Here is a 13,967-nt window from a genome sequence, read left to right on the forward strand (position 1 = left end):
TCAGACCGCCGCGTGCGCGGGTTCCGCCAGGGGGCCGGCGGTGGTGTCGCCGGTCATGCGCTTGACCACGAGCTCGGCCGAGATGAGGCACATCGGCAGGCCGATTCCCGGCAGCACCGAGGTGCCGGCGTAGAAGAGGTTCTCGACCTTGCGCGAGCGGTTCTTCGGGCGGAAGATCGCGCTCTGGTTGAGCGTGTGCGCGAGTCCCAGCGAGTTGCCGTGCCAGGCGTGCAGGTCTTCCTTGAAGTCCTCGGGAGCGATGGTCTTGCGCACCACGATGCGTTCGGCGAGATCCGGGATGCCGGTCCATTCGGCGATCTGCGCGATCACGCGGTCGGCGGCCTTCTCGATCCGCTCGTCGCCGGCGCCCGAGACGCCTCCGCGTCCGCTGTCGGGGTCGGCGGGCACGGGGACGAGTACGAACAGGTTCTCGTGTCCCTCGGGTGCGACGGAGTCGTCGGAGGCGCTGGGGCGGCAGATGTAGATCGACGCGGGGTCGGGGATCATCTTGTTCTCGCCGAAGATGGCGTCGAAGTTGGTGTGCCAGTCGTCGGTGAACAGCAGCGTGTGGTGGGTGAGCTGCGGCAGCTCGCCCTTCACGCCGAGCAGCAGCAGCAGGGCGCCGGGGCTGGGCACCTTGTCCTTCCACCAGCGCTCGGGGTACTGGCGGTCCTTCTCTTCGAGCAGCTCGTTCTCGGTGTGGTGCAGGTCGGCGCCCGAGACCACGGCATCCGCGGCGATCACTCGACCGTCGGCGAGACGCACGCCGCGAGCGAGGCCCGACTCGGTGATGATCGCTTCGACCGGCGACGAGGTTTCGATGCGCACGCCGCGTTCGCGAGCGAGCTTCTCGATGGCCTTGATGATCTCGGTCATGCCGCCCTTGGGGTATAGCACGCCGTCGCCCAGGTCGAGGTGGCTCATCAGGTGGTACAGGCTCGGCACCTCGAAGGGCGATCCGCCGAGGAACACCGCGGGGTAGGCCAGGATCTGCTGCAGTCGCGTGTTCTTGAAGTCGCTGGTGACGCGCTTCCACAGCGTGCGGGTGAGCAGGGGGACGAGCGTGGGGAGACGCTTCACCAGCGCGGGGTCGCGCAGGCCCTTGGTCGACGAGTACGGGTCGTAGAGGAACTTCGACGTCGACAGCTCGTATGCGTCTTTCGCGGAGTCGAGGTAGGCGTCGATGTTGTCGCCCGAGCCGGGCTCGTGCTTCTCGAACAGCTCGCGCACGGCTTCGCGGCCCGACACGATGTCGATCGGCTCACCCTGTCCGGGAGGCCCATACACGCGGTACGCGGGGTCGAGGCGCACGAGGTCGAGCTGTTCCGCGGCGCTCGTGCCGAGCAGGCGGAAAAAGTGGTCGAACACCTCGGGCATGAGGTACCAGCTGGGGCCGGTGTCGAAGCGGAAGCCGTCGCTCTCCCACGAGCCGGCGCGCCCGCCGAGGGCGTCACGGCCCTCGAAGAGCTGGACGTCGTATCCGCGGTCGGCGAGCAGGGCGGCGGTTCCGAGACCGGCGATTCCGCCTCCGACGACGACGATGCGCTGGGCGCTCATGAGCGTGAACCTTTCGGGGGGCGACCAAGCAGGGCGCGGGCGGCGAGGGTGGCTTTGACACCGTCGGGAACGCGGACGCGGGGTGCGCCGGCGGGGGAGGAGCGGAGCCGCCGGGACAGCTCGGCGAACAGGTCGTGGGCCGTCGTGACCGCGGCGCGGCAGTCGGGCGGCAGGTGGGGGATGACGGATGCCGCGGCGGCGAGGTCGGCGTCGATGCGGTCGAGCACCGCGACCCGGCGTTCGTCGTCGGCCGCGCCGTCGAGGTAGTCGCGGCCGAGGCGGTCGGCGTCGTCGGCGAGGTCGCGGAGGAAGTTGACGTCTTGGAACGCCGCTCCCAGCCGGCGCGCGCCGTCGACGAGGTCGGCCGCGGGTTGGGCGGGGGCCGACATCCCCGCGTTGAGGAACACCTGCAGGCACATCAGCCCGACGACCTCGGCCGAGCCGTAGACGTAGGCGTCGTGCGAGAGGTCGTCGTGCTCGGCGGTGTCGATGTCGGTGCGCATCGAGGTGAAGAACGGCGCGATCAGGTCGTCGCCGATGCCGCACTCTCGCGCGGTGCGGGCGAAGGCGTGCACGACGAGGTTCGCGCTGAACCCGGTCGCGATGGCATCCCGCACCTCCTGCTCGAGGCCGTCGAGCACCTGGCGCTCGCGCTCGGGCGAGAGGCCGGCGTCGCGCGCCGGGCCGTCGACGATCTCGTCGGCCACCCGCACGAGGGCGTAGATATTGCGCACGTGCGGGCGCGGGCGGGGCCCGAGCAGGCGTGCGGCGATGCCGAACGAGGTGGAGTAGCGCTGGATGACGGCGGCTGCGGCCGCGTCGGCGGTTTGCGAATACAGTTCGAGGCCCGTGGGCGCGGTGCTCACGGAACGCGCTCCTGCACGGCGTCGACGAGTTCGAGCAGCATCGCGCGGCACGCGGCCGGAAGAGTGGATGCCGTGACGATCGCCCGCGCTTCGTCGAGCGTCTCGCACACGAGGTCTTCGAGGCGGGCGCGGGCTCCCGAGGCCGACAGGGCGACCTGCGCGGCCCGGATCGCGACCGGACCCGTGTGAGCCTGGGCGAGGGCCTCGCTGACCTCGGGCCAGCTCTCGGTCTCGCGCGCGAGCGAGATGAGGTGGGTCTTCTTCGCCTCGCGCAGGTCGCAGCCCTCGTCTTTGCCCGAGGCGGCGGCCGTACCGAACGCGCCGATGAGGTCGTCGATCAGCTGGTAGCCGAGACCCAGGCGTTGGCCGAAGCGCTGCAGCGCGTGACGCGTGGGGGCGTCGGCCTCGGACATGACGGCTCCGGCTTCGAGCGGGGCCGAGAACGAGTACACGGCGGTCTTGTCGTGCGTGGTGCGCAGCACCGTGTCGGGGTCGGCTTCGCCCGGCGACACGGCGTTCTCGACGTCGGCGAGCTCTCCGGCCGCCGACACGAGCACGGCCTCGTCGAACAGAGCCAGCAGCTCGGCGCGCAGCGTCGAGGGGATCTCGGCCAGGGCGATCAGGCGCCCGGCCTCGTGCAGCAGAAGGTCACCGGCGAGGATCGCGGCGGCGTCTCCGAGCAGGGCCGCGCCCGCGGCATCCGCCCCTTTGTCGCTGGCGCGCAGGCGGAACTCGCCGCCGACGTTGGGCACGCCACGGCGTTCGGTGTCGTGGTCGATGACGTCGTCGTGCACGACGAAGGCGGTGTGCAGCAGCTCGAACGCGGCGGCCACCTGGTAGAGCGCCGGCAGCGCGATGTCGGGGCCGTCGAGCGTCTCGAACGCGGCCACCACCAGCAGCGGGCGGAAGCGCTTGCCACCGTCCGTCGCGCGGCGGATGGCGGATGCCAGGGCCTGGGCGCCGTCACCGAGTCGCTGCGAGCGCGCCTCGAGGCGAGACAGCGCCGCGTCGATCTCGGCGTCGATGCCGTGACGGGCCACGGAGGTCGAGGCGAGGGCGATCATGACGCGCGCCTCACCGCTTGGGGTGTCTCGAAGAGGTGAAGCTGCTGCGCCTGCAGAACGAGCCACGGGCTGAATGCCCAGGGCGTGGCCTCGAGCGAGGCGGCCAGCTCGAGCGGGTCGACCCAGCGGTACTCGGCGACCTCGTCGGGGTTGGGCTGGGGTTCGGCGTCGGTGCGCGCGACGTAGACGGGGCAGATCTCGTGCTCGACGATGCCGCTGGCGTCGACCGCGCGGTAACGGAACAGGGGGAGTGCGAGCTCGAGGTCGCGCACGGCGAGACCCACTTCGAACTCGGCGCGGCGGTGCACGGCCGACAGCACGGGCTCAGCGGGGCCGGGGTGACCGCAGAAGGAGTTGGTCCAGACGCCCGGCCAGGTCTTCTTGTGCAAAGCGCGACGCGTGACCAAGACCTCTCCGGCTGCATTCACAACGTGACATGAGAATGCGAGGTGAAGCTGGGTATCGGTGCCGTGCACGCTAGCCTTGGGCGCCGTGCCAATCTCGTTGCCGAAGTCGTCCAGGAGGACGACATATTCGGTCTCGCTCATCGTGCCTCCCGTTTGCTAGTTTAGCTAGCGATGTGAGCCTGACTATACCTAGGGTGAAAGGGGGTGTCCACTGTGACGGATGCCGTGTCGACCTCTGGTACAAGGCCTGCCGTGATGCATACGCTCACCGCCGTGCAGTCGCTCAGTGACGCTCTCGACCGCATGCACAGCGGCATGAAGGGCGATATGGATATGAATGCCAGCGACCTCGCGACGCTGCGCATGCTCACCATTCGCGAGAGACGCGGGCAGATGGTCAGCCCGCACGACGTGGCAACGCATCTGCGCATCTCGACAGCGTCGACCACGAAGCTCATCGATCGACTCGTCGCGTCGGGTCATCTAGAGCGGCGTCCGCACCCGTCCGACGGTCGTGCCCGCGTGGTCGTGCTCACCGAGAAGTCGCGGCGCGAGTTCTTCCAGCATTTCGGTGGTCATCTGATGGCCATGAGCGATACCGCAGCCGCCTTCGACGACGAGCAGCTCGAGACCATCACCCGTTTCATCGACGACCTCACCACGGCCATTTCGACGGACGACTGAGACCCACTCCGCAGCCCGTTCGACGCCGCTCGGTTTCGCCCGCGTTTAGGCGCAACCTCACCCGTGACCGGGGATCGGCCCTCGCGCGACCCGCACACCGACGTCGTCGAAGGCGTCGCGCGGTCGACCTCCACGCCGCGCTGCCGCCCGCACCTGGGCCGGGGCGTCCGACCAGCCGCCGCCGCGGAAGGCGCGCGCGTCGCTCTCGCCCTCGGGGTCGTAGAGGTCGCTGCACCACTCCCAGACGTTGCCGAGGATGTCGAAGAGGCCGTGCAGGTTCGGCATCCGTCCCCCGACGTCGACGGGGCCCCGCAGGCCGTCTGCGGCCGTCCAGGCGATGTCGCGCACGGGGCCGTAGGCGGGTCCGGTGGCGCCGGCACGGCAGGCGTACTCCCACTCGTCTTCGGTGGGCAGACGGAAGCCGTCGGAGTCGAGGTCGGGGCGCACCACCTCGCCGTCGAACGAGTAGACCGGGTCGAGGCCCTCCCACTCGCTCAGGGCGTTGCAGAGGCGAATGGCGCGCAGCCAGCTGATCTCGGTCGCCGGATGCCGCGGATTGCGCGCCGGGATGCCGATGAGGTCGGCCACTTGCTCTTCGGTCACCGGGTAGACGCCGATCTCGAACGCCTCGACCACGATCTCGCGTCGTTCGACGCCGCGCAGGTCGCCGCGCAGCACGCTGCCGGCGGCGATGCGCGCCATCTCGACGTCGCTCACGCGCACACCGCAGACGGCGCCGGGAAGGCGGGGGAGCGGCGGTCGCGACGCGCGCGACCGAGGCGGGGGGAGAAGGGCATGTGCCCAGTGAAGCGGGCCGGGGGGCCGCATCGAGGTGGGTTGACGTGCGAGGCGCGACGCCGCGTGTGGCGAGCCGGGGGGCCGCAACGCAATCTGTGGGGCGCGAGGAGCGCGATGGGGGGAGGTGGTGCAAGGCGGGGGGCCGCAGCGCAGTCTGTGGGGTGTGTGGTGCCGTGGGCTGGAGAAAGCGAGCCGGGGGGCCGCAACGCAGTTCGTGGGTGTGGGGTCAGTCGTCTTCGAAGATGGGCTCCCAGCCGGGCTCGAAGGGGTCTTCGGGCAGGCCGGTCTCTCGTCCGCGGTTGTCGATGGCGTCTTGCCACCGGATGCCGATGTCCTCCGGTGCAGTGACCTCGAGGCACTCGGGGCACCGCCAGCACGCCTCGATGAGGGAGCCGAAGGGTTCGAGTGAAACGAGGCATTCGCCGCACTTGGGAGATGACATCCAGTCGTTCACGTGGAGCACGCTAGCGCGCGCGTCCGGATGCCGAGGAGGTGGCGGGAGCGGGTGACGTCTGGGCGGTTCTCAAACGTGCGGAGCGCCAGTGGACGACGAAGGGGCCGTCACCGACCTGAGTCGGTAACGGCCCCTTCGTAGAGGTGTGTCTTACGCGCTTTCGTTGCGACGACGCGTCTTGGTGACGACCATGACGGCCGCACCGGCGAGCACGAGGGCGCCGCCGCCGACCCAGATGCCGAGCATCGAGTCGGTGTTCATGCCGGTCGCCGGGAGGGCATTGCTGCCGCCAGCGTTGGTGCCGCCGCCGGTCGAGCCGCCGCCGGTGCCGGCACCGGTTCCGGGCTGGCCGTCGGCGCGAGCACCGGAGGCTGCGAGCGTGTAGGTGCCCACCGGGTTGGCGGGGAGGGTCACGACCGCGGTCGCGCTGCCCGAGGCGTCAGCAGTCTTCGTGACGGAGGCCGACGAGACGGGCAGGTTCGCCGTGGCGATGTTGCCACCCGTGACACCTACGCCGACGAGCGTGAAGGTCACGTCCGTACCGGGCTGGAAGCCGGCGACGGGAACGGGACCGTCGGAGGTGATGGTCTGGGTGACGGTTCCGGGGCCGGTCGGCACGTATGCCTGAGCGACAGCCGGGGCTGCGAAGAGCAGCGCGCCGGCGAGGGCGAGAGACGCGCCCGCCTTCGTGATGTTGAGCTTCATGAGTGCCTGCTTTCGTTACCGGCGTGCCGGTGCTGAGATGGACCGCTCCGTATGCGCTGCCCCTGTAGTGCGCAAGGGGTGGACAACGATGAAGCGACGAGTGAGTGAAAGATCAATCTGAGTATTGCTTAGGCGTCCACTGGAAGCAAACTGAGAGCGTTTCCGTATTGTAAACATTTCGCAAATGAAATAAGGCCTGCATTCCGCGGGTCTTCTCCGTCATCTGAGCGTCGCCGTCGCGACGGATTCGCACGCGGTGGCGACCACCGGACTGATCGATTGGTCGGCCGTCGGGGTCATGACTGCTTCGGCGTCGGGGGCTGCGGACGTCGTCTCTACGACTACTGAGATGGAATCCGTCTGTCCCGGCTGGAGGTTCACCCCGTAGCTGAGCACCTCACGCCCCTGAAGGCCGGCTGAGGTGAAGCTGGCGCCGGTTGACGCCTGCGCCGACACCAGAGTGTAGCCCTGCGGCAGGTACACATTCCCGGTAATGGCGACGATTCCCGGTGCGACGCCGAACAAGCCGTTGGCAGTGACGTAGAGGGGGAGCGAAGTCGCCGCATCGGCGGGGGCGCTGCTTGTGAGGTTGACTGTCAGCGTGAGTTGACGGGTGGCTGCTTGGACCGGAGTGCCGCACCCGCTCCAAGCGAGTGACACGTCCGGCTTGAGGTAATAGCTCATCTTCGAGCCGGCGGCGTCGCTGAAGTACACGCCGAATCGCGCCGTATCGTCATCGGTTACCGGCAGCTTGCCGGCCATCGACGAACCGTCGAGAAGTGATTGCTCGTCTTCGTGCGCGCTCCAGAGCAGAACGCGTCGCTCGTCGGCCCCTCGTGCCAGGGCGGTCAGCAGCCCCGTGCTCGAACCGCGGCCTTCGACGAACGCTGTGAAGATCGATGCCGATGAGGCCGCGAAGAAGGCGTCCTGCGTGGTCGGGTCGGGGTAGCGCTTGTACACCTCACTCAAGAAGAGCGATACCGCGTTGTCGGCGTTGATCGTCGACCCGTCGGGAAGCGCGACGGGTCCTGTGGCCTTCAATAGATAGGACAGCACGACCGGGTCGATGGCGATGACACCATCGACCTCGTTTCCCGTCAGCTGCCGGTACATGTCGCGGGCGAGCGGTCCGTCGAAGGTGAAGTCGGGAACCTGCGTGAGGTTCTGGAAGTATCGCGCTGGTCGGGTGCCATACACCGCCTGCACGTCCTCGGGCAGAGTGGTCACCGGCCCGCGTATGCCTGCGGAGAGTGCTGTGCCCGACTCCGTGCCGACCAGGGTGATGCCGCCGGCGTCTGTGCGCAGCAGAAGCGCGGTCCCTGCGATTCCTCCGAGTGATCGCATCTCGGCGTTGTTCTGAACGAGCACGAGGTATGACCGCGGCCCTGATTCGCCGAGCATGCCCGGAAGAAGTTGCGTGGCGGTCGATAGCGCGTCGAGAGCGCCCGCTGCGCGGGAGAACAGTCCCTCGGATTGGTCGACGGCGTCGCCGAGCTTGCCGACCAGCGGAGTGCGGTTCACGTGCTTGATCGCAGTCAGCGCGTTATCCGCATGGGCCGCAGCTTGTTCAGCGGGCTCCTTTATCGGGCTGAGTGAACTCGTGTCGATGCGACCGTTTACGGGCTTGAGCGCGTCAATTACCCCAGCCTGCGTTGACTCTGCCAGGGGCAGCACGCCGAGCCGGAGGAGTTCGTCAGCGGACGCGGTGACCGTGCTCACCGCCTGGAGTTGAGGTCCGATCCACGGAGTCTGGGCGACGACAGCCCAAATCGGGTCAGACGTCAGGTCGTGCGCTGCCTGCGTGTGATCGCTGAGGGCGCGCAAGCCGTCGACGGCCTGGCTCGGATCGCCCGTGAACGACGAGACGAGCTCGGGTGCCTTCGTGCGGATTTGATCGAGGTGAACTGCGGCAAGAGCTCCGCGAACGCCGACCCATCCGAACGCGAACACGCAGAGGATCAGGAAGCCGCCGAGCGCCCAGACGGCGATGCGCCCGATGGTCCGTGTGCGACGACCCCAATTGACGTTTGTCATGCGTCTCTTACCCTCGCCCGTCGCGCAGTGTGGGTGCGGTCGGTTCCCGCTGCCGTGCTGAACTCAGTTCTCACGAAGGGTCTCGCGCGACGCGCGACGGGGGCCGAATCCCAGTTCCTCGAGCGACCCGTCGCCGCGAGTGGGGCGCGAGTCCGACTTCTTCGGGCGGGCCTGCCGCTTCGTTCCGCGGCCTTCCTTTTCCGGGGTTTCGCGGTAACCGTAGCCATACCCGTAGCCGTAACCCGTGTAGTACGAGTCGGGTCCGCGGGTGGGAACCATCGACATCACAAAGCCGGCGAGCTTGGCCCCGACAGTGTTGAGTGCCTCGGTCGCACCGGTCAGCTGGTGCTTCGTGGTCTTGCCCGCGGCGACCACCATGAGGGCGCCGCTGGTCGCTCGCGCCAGAATGGCGGCGTCCGTGACGGGAAGCAGCGGGGGAGCGTCACAGAGCACGACGTCGAACTCGCGCTCGAGCATCTCGAGAAGAAGACTCATGTGCGACGACCCGAGCAGTTCGCTGGGGTTGGGCGGAATCTTTCCGGCCGGCAGCACGTAGAGGCTGCGATTACCCCATGGCAACATCACTTCGTTGACCTGGGCGCGCCCGATGAGCACGTCGGTGAGCCCGGCGCCGCCCTCGATTCCGAGGTACTCGGCGACCTTCGGCTTGCGCAGGTCGGTGTCGATCAACGCGACGCGCTTGCCAGCGTCGGCCAGGGCGATGGCGAGGTTGATCGTCGTGGTCGACTTTCCCTCGCTTGGGATTGAGCTGGTGACGACAAAGCTCGAGCGCCCGCCCATGTCAAGGAACTGCAGGTTTGTTCGCAGAGCACGAAAGGACTCGGCGCGAGGACTGAGAGGATCGACATGCACGATGAGAGGGCGCTCTCGAGCTTTCGTGTCGAATGCAATTGCCCCCATGTTAGGGGCCTTCGTTATCTGCTCGGCCTCACGGGGCGCGCGGATGCGAGTGTCGAGAGCTGATCGAAGGAAGGCTGATAGTAGCCCCACAACCGCACCTAGCAGCAGGCCAAGGGCGATATTGAGAGCCGTATTGGGGCTCGATGCGGTTGTTGCAGGTTGTGCGTCACGGACCCGACTTAAACGGACCGAACTCGAGCCATCGTCGGCTTCCGGCTCGAGTTGTGGGACCACGGTTGACAAGCTCTCGGCAATGGAGTTCGCGATCTCTGCCGCCTGCTGTGAGGACGGATCGCTGACAGTGACGGTAATCAGCGTGGAGTTCGGGGCCGCGGACGACGAAATCTGATTCGCGAGACCGTCCGCTGAAGAGTCGAGATTCAACTCCCCAATCACAGGGTCCAGGACCGCGGGTGTCTTCACAAGCGCGATGTAGGTGTTGATTCGAGCTTGGGTGAAGATGGACCCTTGTTGCAGTTCAGCGGTCGTACTTCCCGCCTGGGTCGAGACGAAAACAGTGCTCGAAGACTCAAAGATAGGCGTCCGAGTCGCCGTAAAGACGATGGCAGCGGCTAGGCCCAAGAGGACCGTCCCCAAAACCAAGACCGCGTTCTTTCTCAGAATGCGGATGTAGTCGTTGAGCTCCATGGTGCCTCTCGAAGACGCGCCGTACGAGGTCAGCGCACTGAAAATCGTGTCCAGTCTTGCACACCGCACGTTTCTGCCATGTGTTGTGCACGCGACAATCCTGGGCTGGAGCGGCGCAGATGTGCGCCGCCAGGACGGGCGCGAACCGTCGACCTCGCAGCCATGACAGAGCCGGGTGTTCAGACGACGCGACTCACGACATGTTGACCATCTACTGCTCGGCTACCTCGTAGTCTTCGCGCGTCGACTGGGTGCTTTACTCAGGCGGCACGCCCACTAGCAGCGCAGGTTCCTTTTCAATCACCGATCTTCTGAACAGCTTCGCTGCTCGGACGCGACTCCGCAAGGCGTCCGTTGGCGAACATCGAAGGGCGGTCTGCGAGCATCCTGGCTGAGATGCTCCCCGAGGCTGTTCAGCGTGGGGCCTCGCAGCAGATGTCAACTGGCCGCTTCAGAGTTCGCTGACTCAGGTGGCGAAGCACTGGGAGCGGCTCGCTCTAAATAGACCTTCGTCGCGGTGGTGAACCCCCCGTCGGCTCTCTCGGGCCAACGCAGTGCTGTGGCCGCGATATGTTGACAAGATGCGTGACGATCAGGATGCGACCGTCGGGGCCGCCATCCGGACCGACGAGTCTCCCATTGACTTGCGGCCTCGACGTGGAAGGCGAGCGCACGCCAGTAGATCGATCGGCTCGCTGGACTGGAGGGCGCCCGGGGGCACCCGTCCCCTCGGACCGTTGGCCTCGGTAGCCGGTGTTGCGGCCATAATCGCGGGGGTGTCTACTGCGATGAGCCTGAGCTCGACGACTGGACTAGCTTCAACGTGGGCTTTGTGGATAGCTCTGTCCGTCAGTTCCGCATTGATTCTCATCCAGACGCGGCCAAAGGGTCTCTTCGGCCTGCGCATATCTGACCTAGTTTTCGGTGTGGCTGGGGGCCTCATACTGAGGCTTGTTGTGGGTTATTTGAGTCGTGCAGACCTGCACACGTTTCCGACGGTGCAGTTACCAGGCTCCGGTGGAGAAGCGAACCTATGGGTAATCGAAGTAGCCATTCCCGCGTTCCTGGGGCCAGGTGTTGAGGAGATTTTCTTTAGGGCTGCGTTGCTATTAGTGACTTACAAGATCGCTCGGAAATGGGTTGACGGATCGACCGCCTCAATAGTTTCGATCTTGATGTCTACCGGTTGTTTTCTACTCCTTCACGCCGCGTTCGCAACGTATTCACTTGATAGCGTGCTCGCGCTCTCATTGATGAGTGTTGCCTGTGGCGCGATAGTTTGTCTGACAGGGCGAATTTGGGGAGCGATGATTTTGCACGTGACGTATAACGCCTTGTATGTGATGCTGGGCGTGATGGGCGCGATTCTGCAGTAAAGTTGCGCAGTCCCGCTGCCCTACTGTCGACCGCGGAGACGAAACGAACCGTTCATCTTCTCGTGACACGTCTCTGCAAAGATTACTGTTGAATTCGCCTTGGTGCTCGCGTTGGCGGCCCGGGTTCGATGGTTCTGCTCATGCCACTAAAGATGCGCCGTAGCGCAAGATTGGACTCGGAATGCCCTCCGTCGCCATTATCGGAACGCGCGGATATCCAAGCTACTACGGTGGGTTTGAGACCGCGGTTCGAAAGCTGGCCCCATTCCTCTGTGACGCCGGATGGGATGTGACTGTCTTCGGCCGTCCCGGGTCCGTGAAAAGTGACGATCCCGATCGCGACCCTCGAGTTCGAACGGTGCAGACTCGCGGTCTGGAGACTCGATCTCTTTCAACCTTGAGCTACGGGTTCTCCTCTGTGCGACAGGCGGTTCGAGAGAAGTTCGACGTGGCTCTCGTAATGAACGTAGCGAACGGCTTTTTCCTACCCAGATTCGTTAGATCTGGAATACCCACGCTTGTCAATGTTGACGGCATCGAGTGGGACCGAGACAAGTGGAACGGCTTCGCCAAACGCGTATTTCACATGGGCGCTTCATGCACCGCGAAGTCGGCGACAGAATTGGTTTTCGACGCGAAGGCTATCGGCGATCGGTGGCGGTCAGAGTTCAAGCGTGATGGCGTTTTCATACCGTACGGCGGAGAAGAGCGTAGTGAGTTGCCGAGTCCGCTGGGGCTTAAGCGTCGAAGCTATACCTTACTCGTTGCGCGATTTGTGCCTGAAAACTCCATATCGGAATTCTTCTCCGCTGTTCCGGCGCTGAGCGAACTGGGCCCTGTCGTGCTGGTTGGATCCACCGGATACGGCGGTCCGCTCGACGAAGAGGCCGGGCGGCTCGCCTCGGAATTACACAACGTTCACTACCTGGGCCACGTCGCGGACGATGACTTGCTCTCCGCCCTGTGGCAGAACGCTGGCGCCTACTTTCACGGTCATTCCGTGGGTGGGACAAATCCTGCGTTGGTGCAGGCCATGATGCTCGGTGCCCCAGTTGTCGCACGATCAACCGTGTACAACCGGGAGGTGCTGGCCGACGAACAGCAGATCTGCGAGCCAGTTCCTTCTAACATTGTGCAAATGATTGAGGCTCTTCTTGCGAATCCGGCTGAACAGGAGCGACGTTCTACTGCCAATATGGCGCGTGCTCGCGTCCACTACAACTGGCCCGACATCTGTGCCCACTATGAGCATGCGCTCCGTCGTCTTATCAAACCGTGAGTCTGATCTACGCGAGAATATGGAGCGCAAATTGACCGCACATACTGTCACTCCGATTTTACTGGATCAGTGGAGCCTCTCTGAACCAGGGTCGGACCGCGGCCTTGGAAGATACGCATCGGAAGTCTTCTCTGCGCTACAAAGTAGTTTGACGATTGCTCCCGTGAAGATCGCAAAAGTATCTCCGTCGGACAAAATCGCGGTCGCATTAAGCCGCGAGGACCCTGGGACCGCGAGCATCTATCACGCGATGTCTGCCGATCATCTCCCATTGAGAAAATTGCGCCCCTGGGTGTGCTCAATTCAGGATGTTATACCGCTAGACCTGAAGGCATACACACGTTTCGGCATCCGAACTCGGATCAACTTCGCGAACGCCAGACGGGCCGATGTTGTTCTTACGAATTGCAACTACACGGCGGACAGAATCATGAAGCGTCTTTTCGTGCCCGCAAAGAAGATTGTGGTTGCTCCTCTTCCCGTAAGCGCGTTGTTCCGGCAGGAACGCCTGCAGGAAGACGACAGTCCAAACGCCGACATTCGGCCCTACATTTTGGCCATGGTTGATCTTCGAACACCTGATCCTCGTAAGAGATACCACTGGATTGGCCAGATTTCAGCTGCACTAACGGCACGGGGCCACCGTTTCGTGGTAGCAGGCCGGGGCCTCGACCGGATGGTCTTCCCGGGCGCGGACTTGGTCGAGGCCCCGTCTGACGCGCAGCTTCGATCTCTATTCGTCAACGCCGCGGCTTTTTACTACCCCAGCGCTTACGAGGGACAAGGCCTCCCGCCTATCGAGGCAATGGCATCGGGGTGTCCAACCCTTGCTTACCGAAATAGTTCGGTCCAGGAGGTGGTGCAGGGTGGCGGTGCCGTCCTGGACGACCCGGCGCCTTGGCAGCGGCAGCGCCTCGGCAGCGTCTTGGATCAGGCAGATGTGGATGAGGCCGTGTCTACACTTGTTTCGTGGGTGCACGGAGGAGGTCCTGCGTCCGAGTCGGTCAGGCAGTCGGCCCGGAGGTTCTCTCAGGAAAACTTTCGCGAGGGACTTCTAGAGGCCTACAGTTTGGCCGCCCGATGACGCGCGTCGCGGTAAACGATTTTATCGGGAACAGGGGTATCAGCGGGTCTAGCAGGGGGTCCCGGCTTATCCAAGATGCACTTTGTCACT

At 65.1% G+C, this 13,967-nt stretch carries 13 protein-coding genes; 4 read left to right on the top strand and 9 right to left on the bottom strand.

The window, feature by feature from the left end; genetic code table 11:
- From crtI to idi, 4 genes are read right to left on the bottom strand one after another with little or no spacing between them, the layout of a single operon-like run.
- Complete coding sequence (crtI, locus tag ABXS86_RS00730; protein ID WP_353665307.1) at window positions 1-1,557, bottom strand: phytoene desaturase family protein; 1,557 nt, start codon at window positions 1,555-1,557, stop codon at window positions 1-3.
- On the bottom strand, window positions 1,554-2,423 hold the full coding sequence (locus ABXS86_RS00735) for a phytoene/squalene synthase family protein (RefSeq protein ID WP_144835114.1): 870 nt from the start codon (window positions 2,421-2,423) through the stop codon (window positions 1,554-1,556). Before ABXS86_RS00735 ends, crtI begins: the two co-directional genes overlap by 4 nt.
- Window positions 2,420-3,487, bottom strand: a complete 1,068-nt coding sequence (locus tag ABXS86_RS00740) for a polyprenyl synthetase family protein (protein ID WP_353665308.1) — start codon at window positions 3,485-3,487, stop codon at window positions 2,420-2,422. Before ABXS86_RS00740 ends, ABXS86_RS00735 begins: the two co-directional genes overlap by 4 nt.
- A complete protein-coding gene (idi, locus tag ABXS86_RS00745) occupies window positions 3,484-4,035 on the bottom strand; it encodes an isopentenyl-diphosphate Delta-isomerase (protein ID WP_230704825.1) in 552 nt (183 codons plus the stop codon). The genes ABXS86_RS00740 and idi overlap by 4 nt, the downstream gene beginning before the upstream one ends.
- Window positions 4,036-4,149: 114 nt before the next feature.
- Between idi and ABXS86_RS00750 the strand changes: the two genes are divergently transcribed.
- Window positions 4,150-4,578 carry a MarR family winged helix-turn-helix transcriptional regulator gene (locus ABXS86_RS00750; protein WP_307212045.1) on the top strand — a complete coding sequence of 143 codons (429 nt, stop codon included), beginning with the start codon at window positions 4,150-4,152 and terminating at the stop codon, window positions 4,576-4,578.
- A gap of 57 nt (window positions 4,579-4,635) precedes the next feature.
- On the opposite strand, the gene ABXS86_RS00755 is transcribed toward ABXS86_RS00750, so the two are convergent.
- The 5 genes from ABXS86_RS00755 to ABXS86_RS00775 all read right to left on the bottom strand — a co-directional run bounded on the left by ABXS86_RS00755 (window position 4,636) and on the right by ABXS86_RS00775 (window position 10,138).
- Window positions 4,636-5,295, bottom strand: coding sequence for a formylglycine-generating enzyme family protein (locus ABXS86_RS00755; RefSeq protein ID WP_353665309.1), 660 nt, complete (start codon window positions 5,293-5,295; stop codon window positions 4,636-4,638).
- 307 nt (window positions 5,296-5,602) lie between these two features.
- Window positions 5,603-5,830, bottom strand: coding sequence for a hypothetical protein (locus ABXS86_RS00760; RefSeq protein ID WP_307212039.1), 228 nt, complete (start codon window positions 5,828-5,830; stop codon window positions 5,603-5,605).
- A gap of 150 nt (window positions 5,831-5,980) precedes the next feature.
- Window positions 5,981-6,535 (bottom strand): LPXTG cell wall anchor domain-containing protein, encoded by a 555-nt coding sequence (locus ABXS86_RS00765; protein ID WP_353665310.1) that lies wholly within the window; start codon window positions 6,533-6,535, stop codon window positions 5,981-5,983.
- Window positions 6,536-6,754: 219 nt separating this feature from the next.
- Entirely contained in the window at window positions 6,755-8,569 is a 1,815-nt protein-coding gene (locus ABXS86_RS00770) for a DUF4012 domain-containing protein (RefSeq protein ID WP_353665311.1), read from the bottom strand.
- Window positions 8,570-8,632: 63 nt separating this feature from the next.
- Window positions 8,633-10,138 (bottom strand): polysaccharide biosynthesis tyrosine autokinase, encoded by a 1,506-nt coding sequence (locus tag ABXS86_RS00775; protein WP_353665312.1) that lies wholly within the window; start codon window positions 10,136-10,138, stop codon window positions 8,633-8,635.
- 776 nt (window positions 10,139-10,914) lie between these two features.
- On the opposite strand from ABXS86_RS00775, the gene ABXS86_RS00780 reads away from it, so the two are divergent.
- The 3 genes from ABXS86_RS00780 (at window position 10,915) to ABXS86_RS00790 (ending at window position 13,877) form a co-directional block, all read left to right on the top strand.
- Window positions 10,915-11,514, top strand: a complete 600-nt coding sequence (locus tag ABXS86_RS00780; RefSeq protein WP_353665313.1) for a CPBP family intramembrane glutamic endopeptidase — start codon at window positions 10,915-10,917, stop codon at window positions 11,512-11,514.
- Between the two features lie 181 nt (window positions 11,515-11,695).
- Window positions 11,696-12,793 (top strand): glycosyltransferase, encoded by a 1,098-nt coding sequence (locus ABXS86_RS00785; RefSeq protein ID WP_353665314.1) that lies wholly within the window; start codon window positions 11,696-11,698, stop codon window positions 12,791-12,793.
- A 559-nt stretch (window positions 12,794-13,352) separates the two neighbouring features.
- Entirely contained in the window at window positions 13,353-13,877 is a 525-nt protein-coding gene (locus ABXS86_RS00790; protein ID WP_353666212.1) for a glycosyltransferase, read from the top strand.
- Window positions 13,878-13,967: the final 90 nt, after the last annotated feature.

The sequence above is a fragment of the Microbacterium sp. che218 genome, assembly GCF_040436305.1.
GTDB lineage: Bacteria > Actinomycetota > Actinomycetes > Actinomycetales > Microbacteriaceae > Microbacterium > Microbacterium algihabitans.